Source organism: Pseudomonas sp. K2I15, assembly GCF_002204795.1.
In the GTDB taxonomy this organism is placed as follows: Bacteria; Pseudomonadota; Gammaproteobacteria; order Pseudomonadales; family Pseudomonadaceae; genus Aquipseudomonas.
This window is the reverse complement of the sequence record NZ_NIXO01000046.1, coordinates 1-16,943: the sequence shown is the minus strand read 5'-3', so window position 1 is coordinate 16,943 and position 16,943 is coordinate 1. Positions and strand designations below refer to the sequence as shown.

Here is a 16,943-nt window from a genome sequence, read left to right as displayed (position 1 = left end):
TGTGTGAAAGGCCTGACGGACGTCAGTGTGCCAACTGCCGGGCGACCCAGTGCAGCAACGGGAAGATCATCCCCCAGAGCAACGCCAGGCCGATGAAGGTCGGCACGGTGCCATAGCCGAAACTGACCCCGGCCAGTTGGCTGCCCGCGTAATAAGACAACGGCCCACCCACCGCGCCCAACAGGCTCGCACGCCACCAAGGCTGCGCGCTCCAGGCCAGGCAATGGCGCAGCGTGGTTGCCAGCAAGGCCCACAACAGGATTAGCCACAAAGGCGCCAACGGCCCCGGCATGCTGAAGTGAAACACACCCAATGCGCGCAGCGAGGTGTCGATCACTGTGCCCAACAGCGTCACGGCAAGAATCACTTGGCCTTCCTCTGGCCATGAACTTATCCACAGCAGGTGGACCGCCAGCACCGCTAAGCCCACCAACAGCCACAGGCTGTCGCCGCCCAGCACACAGGCAAACCAGCCGCACTGGAACAGCACGGCATTCGCCAGTGGTTTAAGCATCAAAGCGTCCGAGCAGCGGCTGGGTCAGCGCCGCTGGTTTGGCCAGCAGCATTTGCGCGGTGCCGATGGTGCGCTCCATAAAGCCGCCTTCGCAGTAGCACAGGTAAAACTCCCACAGGCGCAGGAAGTATTCGTCGTAGCCCATTTCTGTCAGGCGGCTGTGGGCGCGGCGAAAGTTCTCATGCCACAGGCGCAGGGTTCGCGCGTAGTGCAGGCCGAAATCTTCCATGTGCAGCAGGTTCATGTCGGTGTCGCGGCTGACGACTTCCAGCATCTTTTGCACACAGGGCAGGGCGCCGCCGGGGAAGATGTAGCGCTGGATAAAATCTACGCTGCTCTTGGCCTGTTCATAGCGCTGCTCACGAATGGTGATGGCTTGCAGCAACATCAGGCCATTGCTCTTGAGCAACTGCGCGCACTGTTTGAAATAGGTCGGCAGGAAGCGATGGCCCACGGCTTCGATCATCTCGATGGACACCAGCTTGTCGTACTGCCCGGTCAGGTCGCGATAGTCCTCCAGCAGCAACGTCACCTGATTCTGCAAACCCAGGGCCTCGATGCGTTTTTCGGTGTAGGCAAACTGCTCTTTGGACAAGGTCGTGGTGGTGACCTTGCAGCCGTATTGCTGCGCCGCATAAATCGCCATGCTGCCCCAGCCGGTGCCGATTTCCAGCAGGTGGTCGGACGGTTTCAGCGCGAGCTTCTGGCAGATGCGTTCCAGCTTGTTCAACTGCGCCTGTTCCAGGGTGTCGTCGGCGGTGAGGAACTGCGCGGCCGAATACATCATGGTCGGGTCGAGGAATTCCTCGAACAGGTCGTTGCCCAGGTCGTAGTGGGCGGCGATGTTTTTCTGTGAGCCCTTGCGCGTATTACGGTTGAGCCAGTGCAGGCCTTGAGTGAAGGGCCGTGCCAGTTTCGCCAGGCCACCTTCCAGCGCATCGAGCACGTCGAGGTTGCTGACCATCACCCGCACCACGGCGGTCAGGTCCGGGCTGCTCCAGTAACCATGAATAAACGCCTCGCCGGCGCCGATGGAACCGTTGGCCGCCACCAGGCCCCACACGGCTGAATCGAGGATCTGGATTTCCCCCAGCAGGTGCGCTTCCCGTGCGCCAAAGACTTGCCGTTCGCCGTCCTCGACCACCACCAACTGGCCGTGGCGCAGTTGGCCGAGCTGGCGCAGCACCGCTTTACGCAGCAGCGCGGCGGTCATGCCGTTGACGTTCAAGCGATTGGATTTGACCGATAAGCTAGGGGATTTCATGGCGGCGATCCTTGGTGTATCCGACTGCGGTGCGAGAAGCGCCTTCGGCGGCGTGATGGGAAAAAATCGGCGTGCGTTTAAGCAAAAGGCGCAGGGCCTGCCAGTAAATGGCCAGGCAGGTCTTGGCGGTCATCCACGGGAAGCGCCACAGGTAACGGTGCAGGCTGGCGCGGTTCAAGGCTTCCCGTTGCAGGCTCAAGGTGGCGTCGAAGACTTTTACTTCGCCCTGCCAGTCGGCCATGTGCACGCCGAGTTTCGCGGCGGGCGGGCTGAAGCTCATGCGGTATTCCAGGTCCCGGGGCAAAAATGGCGAGACATGAAACGCCTTGGCCACGGCGAAGTGCTGGTGCTCACCGGCAGGCAGCGCCTGGGCCGGCAGCACGTAGTGATAGCGCTCGCGCCACGGGGTGTTGGTCACTTCACAGAGGATCGCGGCCAGTGTTCCATCGGCCTCGAAGCAGTAGAAGAAACTCACCGGGTTAAAGGCCAGGCCCCAACTGCGGGCCTGGGTCAGTAGGCAGATAGCGCCCGTGGGGGTACGCCCCAGAGCCTTGCCGACTTCTTGGCGTACGGCATCGGTCAAGCTCATGCCGTGACGGGTAAATTCATGCAGGTAATCCTGCTGGCGAAACGCGAACGGCGCCCAGGAGTCGCCAGCCAGTGGCGACAAACCGAACACTTCGTGCTGTTCGCTGAGGTCCAGGTACAGCAGGCCGATCCGGTAGCGGAAGGCATGGCCCTTGGGCGTAAACCGCCGATGGGCGATCCAGCCGCTGTACAGGGCGCTGTTCACAGGATTTCCCCAAACGCCTTGGCCACGCGCAACGCGCTGACCACGCCGTCTTCGTGGAAACCGTTGGCCCAGTAGGCGCCGCAAAAATAGGTGTGCTGCGCGCCGTGCAATTCTTCCCAGCGTGCCTGCGCGGCCACGGCGGCCAGGCTGTATTGCGGGTGGGCGTAGGTGTAGCGGGCGAGGACTTTGAGCGGGTTGATCATCGCCGTCTGGTTGAGGCTCACACAAAAAGTGGTGGCGCTGTCGATGCCCTGCAGAATGTTCATGTCGTAGGTCACGGCGGCCTGTTTTTGCGCGCCGCCGTCGAGGCGGTAATTCCAGCTGGCCCAGGCCAGTTTGCGGTCGGGCAGCAACCGGGTGTCGGTGTGCAGCACTACGTCGTTATCGGCGTAGGGCAGGGCACCGAGGATCTGTTGCTCAGCCAGGCTCGCATCGCCCAGCAACGCCAGGGCCTGGTCGCTGTGGCAGGCGAACACCACCTTGTCGAATGCCTCGCTGCCGGCGGCGCTGTGGATAACCACACCGATCGCTGTGCGCTCAACCCGGGTGACCGGGCAATTGAGGCGAATCTTTTCGCGGAACGACTGGGTCAACGGCTCGATATAACGGCTGGAACCGCCTTCGATCACGCACCACTGCGGCCGGTTGCTCACCGACAACAAGCCATGGTTCTTGAAGAACCGCACGAAGAATTGCAGGGGAAACCCGAGCATGTCCGCCAGGGACATCGACCAGATCGCCGCGCCCATCGGCACGATGTAATGCTGGATAAACCGCTGGCCATAGCCACCGGCTTGCAGGTACTCACCCAGGGTCATTTCGGCGCTGATGCGTTGCTCTTGCAGGTCCAGCGGCGCCTGGCGGTTGAAGCGCAGGATGTCGCGCAGCATGCCCCAAAATCCCGGCGACAGAATATTGCGGCGCTGGGCGAACAGGCTGTTTAGGTTGTTGCCGTTGTACTCGAACCCGGCGTTCGGGTCGCACACGGAAAAACTCATCTCGGTGGGTTTGAACTTCACGCCGACCTGGCCCAGCAGCTTGATGAAGTTGGGATAGGTCCAGTTGTTGAACACGATAAAACCGGTGTCCACCGCATAGCTTTTGCCATCCACCGTGACATTCACCGTGTGGGTGTGCCCGCCGATGCGGTCGCCCGCTTCAAACAGGGTGATGTCGTGGCGGCGGCTGAGCAGATAGGCACTGGTCAGCCCGGCGATGCCGCTGCCGATAATGGCGATCTTCACAGGTCGTCCTTTCTCGGTGGCGGGCTACGCAGCATGCGTTTGCCGATGATCAGCTTGGCGCGGTTCGGCAGTTTCGACAGTGGCCACATCGCGGCAATAAACAGCGCGGGGAACGCGATCTCCAAGGGGCGGTTTTGCAGCTTGGCGAAGATGTGCCGTGCGGCCTTGTCGGCCGGCCAGCTCAAGGGCATCGGGAAATCATTGCGGGCGGTCAGTGGCGTATCGACAAACCCCGGGCTGACCACGGTCACGTCAATGCCTTCGGGTGACAGGTCGATGCGCAGGGACTCGAACAGGTAACGCAAGCCGGCCTTGGACGCGCCGTAGGCTTCCGCCCTAGGCATCGGCAGATACGTCACGGCACTGGCGACGCCGACCAGGTGCGGCGTATTGCCGGCGCGCAACAGCGGCAGGGCAGCCTCGATGCAGTAGCTGCTGGCCAATAGGTTGGTGCGCACCACGTGCTCGATGATCGAGGCATCGAACTGCTTGGCATCCACGTATTCGCAGGTGCCGGCATTCAGAATCACCGTGTCCAGCGAGCCCCAGACCACGGCGATATGCTCGCCGATTTCGCGCACGGTCTGGCTGTTGGTCAGGTCGCCCTCAACCACCAGCACTTGCCCGGGGTATTGCTGCGCAAGCTGTTCCAGCGGCGTCTTGGAGCGCGAGCTGACGGCCACATGGGCGCCGCTCTCGAGCAGTGCTTTGGCCAATTCGGCACCGATGCCACTGCTGGCACCGGTCAACCAATAACGACGAGGCAGCACGAGGTTCATCCCATTCTCCTTTTCAGCCAACTGACCACGCCGCCGAGGACCGGCACGTGTTCATACAGCAGCGCGCCTGCATCGAAATAATCCCGATGGCGGTACACCTTGTCGCGCCACAACAGGTGCGAGCAGCCTTCGACGCGAATCACTTCACCCTTGGCCAGGCGCGGGTGGCAGAAGCTCATTTTCCAGCGCAAGTAGCCTTCGCCTTCAGCCACTTGATCGAAGCCATGGAAGTCAAAACGCAGTTGGGTGACGTTGTCGTACAGCGCGGCGAAGTAGCGGTGCAACGCCGGTAGCCCGTGCACTTCGTGCAGCGGGTCGGTGAAGCTGATGTCTTTGCTGTACAGGCTGTCGAGCAGGTGCAGATTGTGTTTGTCCACACTGGCAAAGGCCTGGGCGAAGCGGCGCAGGAAGTCACTCATAGCTGCCTCCAACCGCCTGGCGTGAAGGCAGGCTGCGGAAGGCGGCGAGGGCGCGGTCGCGGGATTTTTTCAAATCGACGATAGGGCGAGGATAGTCGGCCACGCCAAACAGCCCGCCCACGGCGTCGGGGTTGTGCACTTCCTTTTTGTTCAGCGCCGCCAGTTGCGGCAGCCAGTGCTTGATAAACACGCCTTCGCCGTCGAATTTTTCCGACTGGCTCAAGGGGCTGAAAATCCGGAAGTACGGCGCCGAATCGGTGCCGGTGGACGAGCTCCACTGCCAGCCGCCGTTGTTGGCCGCCAGGTCGCCGTCGATCAGGTGGCGCATGAAAAACCGCTCGCCTTCACGCCAGTCGATCAGCAGGTTTTTGGTCAGGAACATCGCCACCACCATGCGCAGGCGGTTGTGCATCCAGCCGGTTTCCAGCAATTGGCGCATGGCCGCATCGATGATCGGCAGGCCGGTGCGTGCTTCCTGCCAGGCCTTCAAGTCCTCAGGGCTGTTGCGCCAGGCCACGGCTTCGGTCTCGGGGCGGAAGGCGCGGTGGCGCGAGACCCGTGGGTAGCCCACCAGGATATGTTTGTAGAACTCGCGCCACAGCAGCTCGTTGATCCAGGTGATGGCGCCGATGTCGCCGCTTTCGAATTCACCCTGGTTGCTTTGCAGCGCGGCGTGCAGGCATTGGCGCGGCGAGACCACGCCCGCAGCGAGGTAGGCCGAAAGCTGGCTGGTGCCGGGCTTGGCCGGGAAGTCGCGTTCGTCCTTGTAGTAGCTGATTTGCGCGTCGGAAAACTGATCGAGCCGGCGCCGGGCTTCGGCTTCACCGGCAGGCCACAGGGCGCGCAGGGCCTCGCTTGGGGTAGCAAAACCGTCGACGTGATCGGGGATCGGGTCGCTTTTGAGCTTGAGCGGCGCTTGTGCCTTGGGTGTGGCCACCAGGCGCGGCAAGGCGCCGTGCAAGCGGCTGTAGCAGACCTTGCGAAACTGGCTGAACACCTGGAAGTACGTGCCCGTCTTGGTCAGGACGCTGCCGGGCTGGAACAGCAACTGGTCCAGGTAGTTGTAGAGCGTTACGCCTCGGGCTTCGAGGGCCTCGGCCACGGCGGCGTCGCGGCGCTCTTCATGAATGCCGTATTCGTCATTGACGTGCACCGACTCCACCGACAGTTCCTGGCACAGGTCGACCAGGACTTTGGGTGCCTGGTCCCAGGTAGCGGCATGGCGGATCAATAACGGAATGTTCAACTCGCCCAGTGCCGCGCTCAAGCGCTGCAGGTTGCGCAGCCAGAAGTCGACTTTGCACGGCGCGTCATCGTGGGCCAGCCATTGCTCGGGGCTAATCAGGTAGACAGCCGCTGTCGGGCCGCGCTGTGCGGCGGCGGCGAGGGCGGTGTTGTCATGTAGGCGCAGGTCGGTGCGCAACCAGATCAAGTGCATTTAAATAAGTCCACGCTGGATCAGTGCCTGATGGGCCGACAACGGGTCTTCGGCCAGGAGCAATTCAGGAATGTCTTGGGTTAATACGGACAGCTCGGCCTGATGGATGCATACCGTTGGTCCGGTTATCAGCTTTGGGCAGTCAATGCCGCTGAGCAATTTGCCCAGCGCCGACACCTGCAGTGACTTGCTCGAATACAGCAGCACTGCGCGGGGTTGCAGGTGCTCGACGGCCAAGGCCAGTTCGCCGGTCGGCAAGGGCCAGTCGAAGACTTCCACCGGGCAATCGGCACTGCTGGCCAGCCAGGCGGTGAGCCACAGGTGCGGCTCCAGCGGCAGGTCGGAATGGTTGATCAGCAGCAGCGGCGCGCCGTTGAGCTGGCGGTTGTTGTGGTACATCCGCGCGCCGAATTTGCTGCGCAGCCAGGAATAGAAAAACACCCGCTCCATCTGCGCGCCGAATTGGCCTTGCCAGCGCAGCTCAAGCTCCTTGAGCAACGGCAGCAACAGTTGCTCGCACAAGGTGCGCGGCGGGTAGAGCGCCATGGCCTGGTTGAAGGCGTCATCCACCCGGCGCTCGGCCAGTTCGCTGATGGCCTGCAACAGGTTCTGGCGGCGGCTGTGCCATTCGTTCTCCACCGGCGGCTCGCTGGTGGCGTGCGCGGTGTCGATCAGGCTCTTGACCTGGCTGACCGGCACGCCGCGGTTGAGCCAGGTCAGGATGGTGTGGATGCGTTGCACGTGCTCGGCGCTGAACAGCCGGTGCCCCTTGGGCGTGCGCTGGGGCACGATCAGGCCGTAACGCCGTTCCCAAGCGCGCAGGGTCACGGCGTTGACGCCGGTCTGGCGCGCCACTTCACGGATCGGCAGCCAGCCTTCTTCCAAGGCTTGGGCGAAATCTTCGCCGGGGTCGTTGTCGTCTTGCAGGGAAAAATTCATGGGCTAAATCGCATTACGCAGGCTGAGGTTTTCCGGGTGCGGTTGCAGGTAGGCCTGCTGCGCGATGTAGCGGTCCGGATGCTGGCGAAAGTGGTGCTTGAGCAGGGTCAACGGCACCACCAGTGGCACGATGCCCAGGCGGTATTGGCCGATGAGGGTCTGCACTTCCTGTTTGTCTTCGGCGCTGATGGCTTGCTTGAGGTAGCCGCTGATGTGTTGCAGCACGTTGGTGTGGGTGCCACGGGTGGCGCACTTGGTCAGCGCGGTCATCAGCTCGCTGAAATAGCCGGTCGCCAAGGCATCGAGGTCGACGTCCTTGCGCATGCTGCCCAGCAGGTTGCCGAGGCTTTTGTAATGCCCCGGGCTGTGGGCCATCAGCAGGTATTTGTAGCGCGAGTGAAATTCCAGCAGGCGGTGGCGGGTCAGGCCTTCGGCGAGCAGTTGCTGCCAGGTGGCGTAGACGAACACCCGCGTCAGGAAGTTTTCCCGCAGCACCGGGTCATTCAGCCGACCGTCTTCTTCCACCGGCAGGTTGGGGTGGCGTGCGCAAAACGCCTGGGCGTAGATGCCGCGCCCGCCGCCGTCGATGGGCATGCCGTTGTCCTGATAGACCTTGACCCGCTCCAGCCCGCAGGATGGGGATTTCTGCATGAAGATGTAACCGCACAGGTCAGTGTGTTCAGCGGCCATTTGTTGGCCGTACTCGTCCAGCGGCTGGGTCACGTTGAGTTCGCGGTGCACGGTGCCGACGGCCTGGGGGTTGAGCGGGTCGCCCACCAGGCGAATCGGCTCGCGGGGAATGCCCAGGCCGATGGCGACTTCAGGGCACAGCGGCACGAAGTCGAAATAATCGGCGAGGGTTTGGCTGCACAATTGGGATTGTTTGTGCCCGCCGTTGAAGCGCACGTTTTCGCCCAGCAGGCAGGCGCTGATGGCGATCTTCGGTTTTCCGGTGGAGGGCAGGGTGCTGGGCATGGCCAAACCTCTGTGAAATTCCTGTACAGAGTTAAATTTCTGTACAACTTGATCTCATCATAGGTTTGAAGCTGTACAAGTCAAATAATTTGTACAGGTATTTGCGGGATGGCTATTTCCAGCCGATTTTCCAGTCTTCGGCGTTTTGCAGGGTTTGCCAGGCCAGCCGCTGCACGCGATGGCTCATCACGGCTTCCAGCTCAATCTCCTGCACATCGCCTTCGTCGTCGCGCAGCAACTTGGTCACCAGGAAATGTTTTTCCTTGTGCTGCGGGTGGGCTGCTGTCCACTTCGACAGCAGCAACTTGGCGGGATTGATGCGGTTCATTGCAGGTGCTCGATCAACCGCCGCGCCGCTTCCTGGCCGCTGAGCCAGGCGCCTTCCACGCGGCCCGACAGGCACCAGTCACCGCACACGTACAAGCCCAGGTCGGCGTCGGCCAGTACGCCAAATTCATGGCTGGAGGACGGCCGCGCATACAGCCAGCGGTGGGCGAGGGTGAAGGACGGCGGCGGCATGGCGCTGTGCAGCAGCTCGGCGAAAGCGCCGTGCAGGTGTTCGATCACGGCTTCCTTGGACAGGTCCAGGTGTTGCTTGCTCCAGGTGCTGGTGGCGTGCAATACCCAGGTGTCGAGGGTGGTGTCGCGCCCCGGTTTGCTGCGGTTGCGGGCCAGCCAGTCAAGCGGGCTGTCTTGCACGAAGCAGCCTTCCATGGGCGTATCCAGAGGCTTGTCGAAGGCCAGGGCGATGGCCCAGGTCGGGTCCATCTTTACCCCGGCGGCGGCACTCGCCAGCTTGGGCGCGGCGGCCAGCAAGGCGGTGGCTTGTGGTGCCGGGGTGGCGATGATGACGTGGCTGAACGGGCCGTGGCTTTCGCCGTCGGCGTCCAGCAGGTTCCAGTGCTGTTTGCCCTGGAACACTTCGGTGATGCGGCAACCGAACTGCACCGGCAGGTCATCGAGCAGGGCGCGGGTGATCGCGCTCATGCGCGGCGTGCCAACCCAGCGGATCTGTTCATCGGGGGAGGGCGTCAGTTGCCCGGACTTGAAGTTGTACAGCTGTGGCTTCCATTGCTCGGCGCAACCATTGGCCTGCCAGCGTTGCACCTCGTTGACGAAGCGCCGGTCGCGGGCGGTGAAGTACTGCGCGCCCATGTCCAAGGCGCCCGCATCACTGCGCTTGCTGGACATGCGACCGCCACTGCCGCGGCTTTTATCGAAGAGTTGTACAACGTGCCCCGCGTCTTTTAACGCTCGGGCGGCGGAGAGACCGGCGATGCCGGTGCCGATGATCGCGATGGGAACAGTCATGGGAGGCCTCGTTTTACCGTTGGGTACAGACTACGCCGACACCAATAGCTGTACAATATTGTTTTTTGGTATAAGTTTTGGCATACCTGATCGTTTGGCGTGACCTATGGTTAACCCTGAGGGTTTAACCACCGTTGCGCCCGATTAAAACATCCCTGTCTATAAAATAGACTAACGGTGGTCGGCGAACGTTACACGAGGAACAACTCATGCACATTTTGCTGACCGGCGGTACGGGTTTGATCGGCCGCCAACTTTGCCAACACTGGCTTGCCCAGGGCCATCGCCTCACGGTCTGGAGCCGCCATCCTGAACAAGTGGCCAAATTGTGCGGCGCCCAAGTGCGCGGCATTGCCCGCCTGCAAGACATCAACGAGCCGGTGGACGCGGTGGTCAACCTGGCTGGCGCGCCGATTGCCGACCGCCCCTGGACGCATAAACGCAAGGCGCTGCTGTGGAGCAGCCGTATCGGTCTCACCGAAACGTTGCTGGCCTGGTTTGAGGGCCTTGAGCAAAAACCGGCGGTGCTGATCTCTGGTTCTGCGGTTGGCTGGTACGGCGACGGCGGCGAGCGTGAGCTGACCGAAGACAGCGGCTCGGTGCAGGACGATTTCGGCAGCCAGCTCTCTATCGCCTGGGAAGAAACAGCCCAGCGCGCCGAGGCATTGGGTATCCGTGTGGTGCTGGTGCGAACCGGGCTGGTGCTGGCGGCCGAGGGCGGCTTTTTGTCGCGGCTGTTGTTGCCGTTCAAACTGGCGCTGGGCGGGCCTATCGGCAATGGTCGGCAGTGGATGCCGTGGGTCCATATAAAGGATCAAATCGCCCTGATTGATTTTCTTCTGCACAAGAGCGATGCCCGCGGTCCTTATAATGCCTGCGCGCCACACCCGGTGCGCAACCTCGAGTTCGCCAAGACCCTGGGCAAGGTGCTGCACCGCCCGGCCTTCATGCCTATGCCGGCGTTTGCCTTGCGCATCGGCCTGGGTGAGTTGTCCGGCTTGTTGCTGGGTGGCCAGCGGGCGTTGCCGCAGCGGCTGTTGGCCGCTGGTTTCACTTTCCAGTTCACTGAGTTGCACGCGGCCCTGGACGACTTGTCCAGCCGCCTCTAAAGATAGGATGTTGCATGACGGATCACGCGTTGTTACTGGTCAACCTGGGTTCACCGGCGTCCACTTCGGTGGCGGATGTGCGCAGCTACCTTAATCAATTCCTGATGGACCCTTACGTCATCGACCTGCCGTGGCCGGTGCGGCGCTTGCTGGTGTCGCTGATCCTGATCAAGCGTCCCGAGCAGTCGGCCCATGCCTACGCCTCGATCTGGTGGGACGAAGGTTCGCCGCTGGTAGTGCTCAGCCGTCGCCTGCAACAACAGATGACCTCGCAATGGACCCAAGGCCCGGTGGAATTGGCGATGCGCTACGGCGAACCGTCGATTGAAACGGTGCTGGTGCGGTTGGCAAGCCAGGGCATCAAGAAAGTCACCCTGGCACCGCTGTACCCACAGTTTGCCGACAGCACCGTGACCACGGTGATTGAAGAAGCCCGGCGCGTGGTGCGGGACAAAAAGCTGGCGATCGAGTTTTCGATTTTGCAGCCGTTCTATGATCAGCCGGAATACCTCGATGCGTTGGCCAACAGTGCCAAGGCTTACGTGGAACAGGATTTTGATCACCTGCTGTTGAGTTTCCACGGGCTGCCGGAACGCCACCTGAAAAAGCTCGACCCTACCGGGCAACACTGTTTCAAGGACGCCAACTGTTGCCAGAACGCCTCTCCCGAGGTGCTTGCCACCTGCTATCGCGCGCAGTGCTTCAGCGTTGCGCGGGATTTTGCCGAGCGCCTGGGCTTGCCGGATGGCAAGTGGTCGGTGGCGTTCCAGTCGCGGTTGGGCCGGGCCAAGTGGATCGAACCCTACACCGAGGCGCGCCTTGAAGCGCTGGCTCAGCAAGGCGTGAAGAAGTTGCTGGTGATGTGCCCGGCGTTTGTCGCGGACTGCATCGAGACGCTGGAAGAGATTGGTGATCGCGGGTTGGAGCAGTTCCGCGAGGCGGGGGGCGAGGAGTTGGTGTTGGTGCCTTGCCTCAATGACAGCGAGCAGTGGGCAGTGGCGCTCAATACGCTGTGCGAAAGAGCGCCGGTAGCGCTGTAATCAAGCCGAGTGAGGACTAAATGTGCGCGAGCAAGCCCGCTCCCACACTTACTGTGCCCACTCTGAACTTTCGTTGTTATTCGTGATGCGGCTCGCCCAGGAAGGTCAGGGAACTGAACAGTCCGCGAGTCGCCACATCGGCATTGTCCTTCAGCGGGATCTCCACCTGCGCCGCAATCACATTCAACCCTTCATTCCTCACCAACACCTGGGCGCGGCCGTCCTTATCGGTCTCTGTGCTCAAGGTGTTCGGTGCATTGCGATAATCCCCAATCAATTTGATCCCCGCCGCCGGTTTGCCATCCAGCAGCACTCGTACGGGCAGTGATTTCCCCGGCCCGACAGTCAGCGGATCAACCTCCGGCAAGATCAGCAGCTTGATCTGATCCAGCTTCGGCAACTTCGCCCCCGGCTGGTAAATCGCCAGGCTGTACTTGAAGGTCTGGGTCGACTCAATCGCCCCCGGCACATTGCTGCGGCCTTCGTTGATCCATTTTTTGTCAGCCGTCTGCGACCACATCCCGTTATTCAGCGCCACGGCCAAAACGGCGGGCGGCTTGAGCGGCTTCAGGCGCGCATGGTCGGGCAGCCGCTCCACGGTCACCGGGATCATTTTGCCGCCTGCGTCATAAGCCCAGGCGCCGCTGATTTTCTGCGCCTTGAACGCGTTGTCTTCGGCGCCGTGGCCGTAGATCACTTCGATATTGGCGCGTCGTTGTTCTGTCCACAGCCCGTGGGCGGAGACTTGGGTGGCAAACAACAGGCTGAGCACGGCCAGGGATTTTAAGGCTTGCATGGTGACGTCCTTTTACAGGTTGAGGGTCAGGCTGACGGTGAAATTGCGCGGCTCACCGGGGTTGACCCAGTAATTGCTGTAGGAGCGCTCGTAGTACTTTTCATCGAACAGGTTGTTGAGGTTCAGGCCCACGGTGACGTTGTCGCTGGCCTTGTAATGGGCCAGCAAATCGACGGTGTGGTAGGCCGGTAATTCGAAGCGGCCACCGGCTTCACCCGAGCGATCGCCGACGTAAGTGAACGCTGCGCCAAGGTCGGAGCCACGCAGCAGGCCGTCCTGGAATTCATACACCCCAAGCAGGCTGCCGCTGCGTTTGGCCACGCCGAGAATCCGGCTGCCGGCGGGGATGGCTTTGTCGCCTTTAGTCACTTCGGCGTCGATGTAGGCAAAGGCACCGATAACCCGTACGGCGTCAGTCACCTGCCCGGTCAGTTGCAGGTCAAAACCCTGGCTACGGGCCTTGCCCATGGCGCGGTTGGTGTCGGTGGCCGGGTCCAGGGCCAGGACATTTTCCTTCTCGATATGGAACGCGGCGAGGGTGGTGCTCAGGCGGTCGTCGAACAGCTCGCTCTTGATGCCGATTTCATAACCCACGCCTTCTTCGGGCTTGAAGGATTTGCCGCCGGCGTCCAGGCCGTTGTTGGGTTTGAACGAGGTGGAGGCGTTGGCGAACAGGCCCACTTCAGGCGTCAGTTGGTAGAGCAGGCCGGCGCGCTGGGTCAGGGCGTCGTGGGTTTGCCGGCTTTTGGCGTGGTTGCGGGCGAAGTCGTCGGTGTGCTGCTCGAAGTGTTCGAAGCGCGCGCCGACCATCCCGCGCAGGCGATCGGTGAAGACAATCTGGTCCTGCAGGTTCAGCGCCTGGCTTTTCACCTGCTCGAAAAAGTTGGTGCCGGAGCGTTCGCCGTTGGGTTTTGACTGGCCGTAGACCGGGTTATAGATGTCGACGGTATAGGGGCCGCCGGCGATGGTGGTCACCCGTTCTTTCTTGCGGTAGTCCTCGTATTCGGTGCCGATCAACAGCTCGTGCTGCCAACTGCCGATGTCGAACAAACCCCGCAGTTCGAGCTGGGTGATGCTGTCGTGCCAACCGGTGGAGCGTTCGCGGTAGCGGCGGTTGAGGGTGTGGCCGTCGGCATCCAGTGGGCGGTTTTCCGAGGCATCGCCCCACAGGCTGCCTTGTTTGTAATGGCTGGCCAGGCGCAGTTGCCAGGCATCGTTGAGGTGATGTTCGAGGGTGGCTTGCAGGCGGTTGTTGTGGTTGCGGATATCGCCGTCGTTGGGCTCGCCGAGGAAGGTCGAGCGGGAAACGCCGCTCCAGCGGTTGTTCGGCGCGACGATGCCACGGTCGAAGGTGGAGCGGTGGCGCACGAATTCGCTTTCCACCAACAGGCGGGTGTCCGGGTCCAGTTGCCAACTGATGGAGGGCGCGACGAACACCCGCTTGGCGTCCACGTGATCACGGAAGCTGTGGTTGTCTTCCACCGCCAGGTTGACCCGCGACAAGACGTTACCCTCGCTATCGAGCGGCGTGTTCACGTCCAGCGCGGTGCGGTAGCGGTCCCAACTGCCGGCGCTGGTCTGCACGGTGGTGAAGGCTTCGGGTTGCGGCTTTTTGCTGACGATGTTTACCGTGCCGCCCGGATCGCCACGGCCATACAGGCTGGCGGCGGGGCCCTTGAGCACTTCGATGCGTTCGATATTGGCCGCGTCCGGTGTGCTCGGGTAACCGCGGTTGGCGCTGAAACCGTCCACGTAAAACTCTGAAGTGGTGAAGCCGCGCACGCTGTATTCGTAAAGCGTCAGGCCGCCGAAGTTGTTCTGTCTGGAGACGCCGCCAGCAAACTCCAGGGCGCGCTCGACGTTGGTGCTGCCCAGGTCCTTGAGCACCGAGGCAGGAATCACGCTGATGGATTGTGGGATATCCCGCAGGGCGGTGTCGGTTTTGGTGGCGCTGGCGGAGCGGGTGGCGCGATAGCCCTTGACCGGGCCAGTGGCCGATTCGTACGCCTCGCTGGTGATGCGGGTGGCGTCCAGTTCAAGCGCTGGGGTGTCTTCGGCGTAGGCCGGGTCTACCAGTAAACCCAAGGCGATTCCGGCCAGTGGGGCAAATCTTCGAGACGGCATGATAGAGCGTTCCAATAGCGATATTGAAACAATATAACATCTCTAATGAGAATAATTTTCCTCTGAAATATTAGGTAACAGGAGCCCGCGAGCGGGCTCCTGAAGCCGTTATTCCTCTTCTTTCACCGGCGCAGGTGGCGGGCGCAGGCCCACTTCTGCCTGCAACTTGATCTCTTTGCCATTGCGCATCACCTGGATCGCCACCTTGTCGGTCGGTTTGATCCGCGCCACCTGGTTCATCGACTTGCGGCCATCGCCGGCTGGTTCGCCGTCGATGCTGAGGATCACATCGCCCAATTGCAGGCCGGCTTTCTGCGCCGGGCCGTCGCGGAAGATCCCCGCCACCACAATGCCAGGGCGCCCGGTCAGGCCAAACGACTCGGCCAGTTCCTTGGTCAGCGGCTGTACTTCAATCCCCAGCCAGCCACGAATCACCTGGCCATGCTCAATGATCGATTTCATCACTTCAGTGGCGAGTTTCACCGGGATGGCGAAACCGATGCCCTGGGAGCCGCCGGACTTGGAGAAGATCGCGGTGTTGATGCCGGTCAGGTTGCCGTTGGCATCCACCAGCGCGCCGCCGGAGTTGCCGGGGTTGATCGCCGCGTCGGTCTGGATAAAGTCTTCGTAGCTGTTGAGGCCCAACTGGTTACGCCCGGTGGCGCTGATGATGCCCATGGTCACTGTTTGGCCGACCCCGAACGGGTTGCCGATGGCCAGCGCCACGTCACCTACACGCAAGCCTTCGGAGCGGCCGATGGTGATCGAGGGCAGGCTTTTCAAATCGATTTTGAGTACCGCGAGGTCGGTTTCCGGGTCGCTGCCGACCACGCGGGCCAGGGTTTCCCGGCCATCACGCAGGGCCACGACAATCTGGTCGGCACCGGTGGTCACGTGGTTGTTGGTCAGGATGTAGCCTTCCGGGCTCATGATCACCCCGGAGCCGAGGCTGGATTCCATGCGGCGCTGCTTGGGCGAGTTGTCGCCGAAAAAGCGCCGGAACTGCGGGTCTTCAAACAGCGGATGCGCCGGTTTGTTGATGACTTTGGTGGTGTACAGGTTGACCACGGCGGGTGCGGCGATCACCACCGCATCGGCATAAGTCACCGGGCCTTGTACCACCGCGCTGGTTTGCGGTGCCTGTTGCAGGTTGACATCGAGGGTCGGCAGGCCGACCAGTTGTGGATAACGCTGAATAATCAGCATCGCGATCAGCACGCCAGCCAACAATGGCCATCCAAAAAAACGCAGTGCCTTGAGCATTAAGAAAAGTCCTGACGGGTTGCAGGGGGCGGGAGAGCGCCCATAATGTCGCGCATTATACGAGGCCCTGAGCGCCTCTGAACGGGATATTTAGGAGTCTTTTATGGCCGTCGCCCTGAGCACCTTAGTCGAGGAAGCGGACCGCTACCTTAATAGCGCAAAAATCGCCGATTACTGCCCCAACGGCCTGCAAGTCGAGGGTCGCCCGCAAGTGCTGCGCATCGTCAGCGGCGTGACCGCCAGCCAGGCATTGCTGGACGCGGCCGTCGAAGCCCAGGCCGACCTGGTGCTGGTGCACCACGGTTATTTTTGGAAAGGCGAAAGCCCGTGCATCACCGGCATGAAGCAGCGCCGCCTGAAAACCCTGCTCAAGCACGACATCAGCCTGCTGGCCTACCACTTGCCCCTGGATCTGCACCCGGAAGTCGGCAACAACGTGCAACTGGCCCGGCAACTGGACATCACCGTCGAAGGCCCGCTGGACCCGGACAACCTCAAGGTCGTCGGCCTGGTGGGTTCCCTGGCCGAACCGGTGTCGCCCCGCGACTTCGCCCGCCGCGTGCAGGAGGCCATGGGCCGCGAGCCGCTGTTGATCGAAGGCAGCGAGATGATCCGCCGCGTCGGCTGGTGCACCGGTGGTGGCCAGGGCTATATCGACCAGGCAGTGCTGGCTGGGGTCGACCTGTACCTGAGCGGCGAAGCGTCGGAGCAGACCTTCCACAGCGCCCGGGAAAACGACATCAGCTTTATAGCAGCGGGGCATCACGCCACCGAACGCTACGGTGTGCAGGCCTTGGGTGACTATCTGGCGCGGCGTTTTGCCCTGGAACACCTGTTCATCGATTGCCCGAACCCGATCTAATAAACACCACCGGACAAGTGTAGGAGCGGGCTTGCTCGCGAATGCGGTGGGTCAGTCGCCACATGTATTGACT

17 protein-coding genes are annotated in these 16,943 nt (G+C 61.8%); 3 read left to right on the top strand and 14 right to left on the bottom strand.

The window, feature by feature from the left end; all coding sequences use genetic code 11:
* Nucleotides 1–22 precede the first annotated feature (22 nt).
* From CEC48_RS23020 to CEC48_RS22970, 11 genes are all read right to left on the bottom strand, one after another.
* Complete coding sequence (locus CEC48_RS23020) at nt 23–514, bottom strand: DUF2878 domain-containing protein (protein ID WP_088425848.1); 492 nt, start codon at nt 512–514, stop codon at nt 23–25.
* Nucleotides 507–1,778: a cyclopropane-fatty-acyl-phospholipid synthase family protein gene (locus tag CEC48_RS23015; protein WP_088425847.1), complete on the bottom strand. Its 1,272-nt coding sequence runs from the start codon at nt 1,776–1,778 to the stop codon at nt 507–509. Before CEC48_RS23015 ends, CEC48_RS23020 begins: the two co-directional genes overlap by 8 nt.
* Nucleotides 1,765–2,571, bottom strand: a complete 807-nt coding sequence (locus CEC48_RS23010) for a DUF1365 domain-containing protein (RefSeq protein ID WP_088425846.1) — start codon at nt 2,569–2,571, stop codon at nt 1,765–1,767. The genes CEC48_RS23015 and CEC48_RS23010 overlap by 14 nt, the downstream gene beginning before the upstream one ends.
* The gene (locus CEC48_RS23005) at nt 2,568–3,815 is read right to left on the bottom strand and encodes an NAD(P)/FAD-dependent oxidoreductase (RefSeq protein WP_088425845.1); all 1,248 of its coding nucleotides are present in this window, start codon (nt 3,813–3,815) and stop codon (nt 2,568–2,570) included. Before CEC48_RS23005 ends, CEC48_RS23010 begins: the two co-directional genes overlap by 4 nt.
* Nucleotides 3,812–4,594: an SDR family oxidoreductase gene (locus tag CEC48_RS23000; RefSeq protein WP_088425844.1), complete on the bottom strand. Its 783-nt coding sequence runs from the start codon at nt 4,592–4,594 to the stop codon at nt 3,812–3,814. Before CEC48_RS23000 ends, CEC48_RS23005 begins: the two co-directional genes overlap by 4 nt.
* Nucleotides 4,591–5,013 carry a nuclear transport factor 2 family protein gene (locus CEC48_RS22995; protein WP_088425843.1) on the bottom strand — a complete coding sequence of 141 codons (423 nt, stop codon included), beginning with the start codon at nt 5,011–5,013 and terminating at the stop codon, nt 4,591–4,593. Before CEC48_RS22995 ends, CEC48_RS23000 begins: the two co-directional genes overlap by 4 nt.
* Nucleotides 5,006–6,451 (bottom strand): deoxyribodipyrimidine photo-lyase, encoded by a 1,446-nt coding sequence (gene phrB, locus CEC48_RS22990; protein WP_088425842.1) that lies wholly within the window; start codon nt 6,449–6,451, stop codon nt 5,006–5,008. The genes CEC48_RS22995 and phrB overlap by 8 nt, the downstream gene beginning before the upstream one ends.
* Nucleotides 6,452–7,390 (bottom strand): MerR family transcriptional regulator, encoded by a 939-nt coding sequence (locus CEC48_RS22985; RefSeq protein ID WP_088425841.1) that lies wholly within the window; start codon nt 7,388–7,390, stop codon nt 6,452–6,454. It abuts the gene before it with no gap.
* 3 nt (nt 7,391–7,393) lie between these two features.
* Nucleotides 7,394–8,365 (bottom strand): YbgA family protein, encoded by a 972-nt coding sequence (locus CEC48_RS22980; protein ID WP_371917782.1) that lies wholly within the window; start codon nt 8,363–8,365, stop codon nt 7,394–7,396.
* 112 nt (nt 8,366–8,477) lie between these two features.
* Entirely contained in the window at nt 8,478–8,693 is a 216-nt protein-coding gene (locus CEC48_RS22975; RefSeq protein ID WP_088425840.1) for a TIGR02450 family Trp-rich protein, read from the bottom strand.
* Nucleotides 8,690–9,676 carry an NAD(P)/FAD-dependent oxidoreductase gene (locus CEC48_RS22970; RefSeq protein ID WP_088425839.1) on the bottom strand — a complete coding sequence of 329 codons (987 nt, stop codon included), beginning with the start codon at nt 9,674–9,676 and terminating at the stop codon, nt 8,690–8,692. Before CEC48_RS22970 ends, CEC48_RS22975 begins: the two co-directional genes overlap by 4 nt.
* A gap of 209 nt (nt 9,677–9,885) precedes the next feature.
* Here CEC48_RS22970 and CEC48_RS22965 point away from each other — a divergent pair, with 209 nt between their 5' ends.
* A complete protein-coding gene (locus CEC48_RS22965) occupies nt 9,886–10,785 on the top strand; it encodes a TIGR01777 family oxidoreductase (RefSeq protein WP_088425838.1) in 900 nt (299 codons plus the stop codon).
* A gap of 14 nt (nt 10,786–10,799) precedes the next feature.
* Entirely contained in the window at nt 10,800–11,825 is a 1,026-nt protein-coding gene (hemH, locus tag CEC48_RS22960) for a ferrochelatase (protein ID WP_088425837.1), read from the top strand.
* Nucleotides 11,826–11,901: 76 nt separating this feature from the next.
* Here hemH and CEC48_RS22955 read toward each other — a convergent pair whose 3' ends face one another.
* From CEC48_RS22955 to algW, 3 genes are all read right to left on the bottom strand, one after another.
* Nucleotides 11,902–12,621: a DUF4198 domain-containing protein gene (locus tag CEC48_RS22955; protein ID WP_088425836.1), complete on the bottom strand. Its 720-nt coding sequence runs from the start codon at nt 12,619–12,621 to the stop codon at nt 11,902–11,904.
* 12 nt (nt 12,622–12,633) lie between these two features.
* A complete protein-coding gene (locus CEC48_RS22950) occupies nt 12,634–14,745 on the bottom strand; it encodes a TonB-dependent siderophore receptor (protein ID WP_088425835.1) in 2,112 nt (703 codons plus the stop codon).
* Between the two features lie 108 nt (nt 14,746–14,853).
* A complete protein-coding gene (gene algW, locus CEC48_RS22945) occupies nt 14,854–16,008 on the bottom strand; it encodes a Do family serine endopeptidase AlgW (protein WP_088425834.1) in 1,155 nt (384 codons plus the stop codon).
* A gap of 103 nt (nt 16,009–16,111) precedes the next feature.
* Between algW and CEC48_RS22940 the strand changes: the two genes are divergently transcribed.
* Nucleotides 16,112–16,870: a Nif3-like dinuclear metal center hexameric protein gene (locus tag CEC48_RS22940; RefSeq protein ID WP_010177002.1), complete on the top strand. Its 759-nt coding sequence runs from the start codon at nt 16,112–16,114 to the stop codon at nt 16,868–16,870.
* Nucleotides 16,871–16,943: the final 73 nt, after the last annotated feature.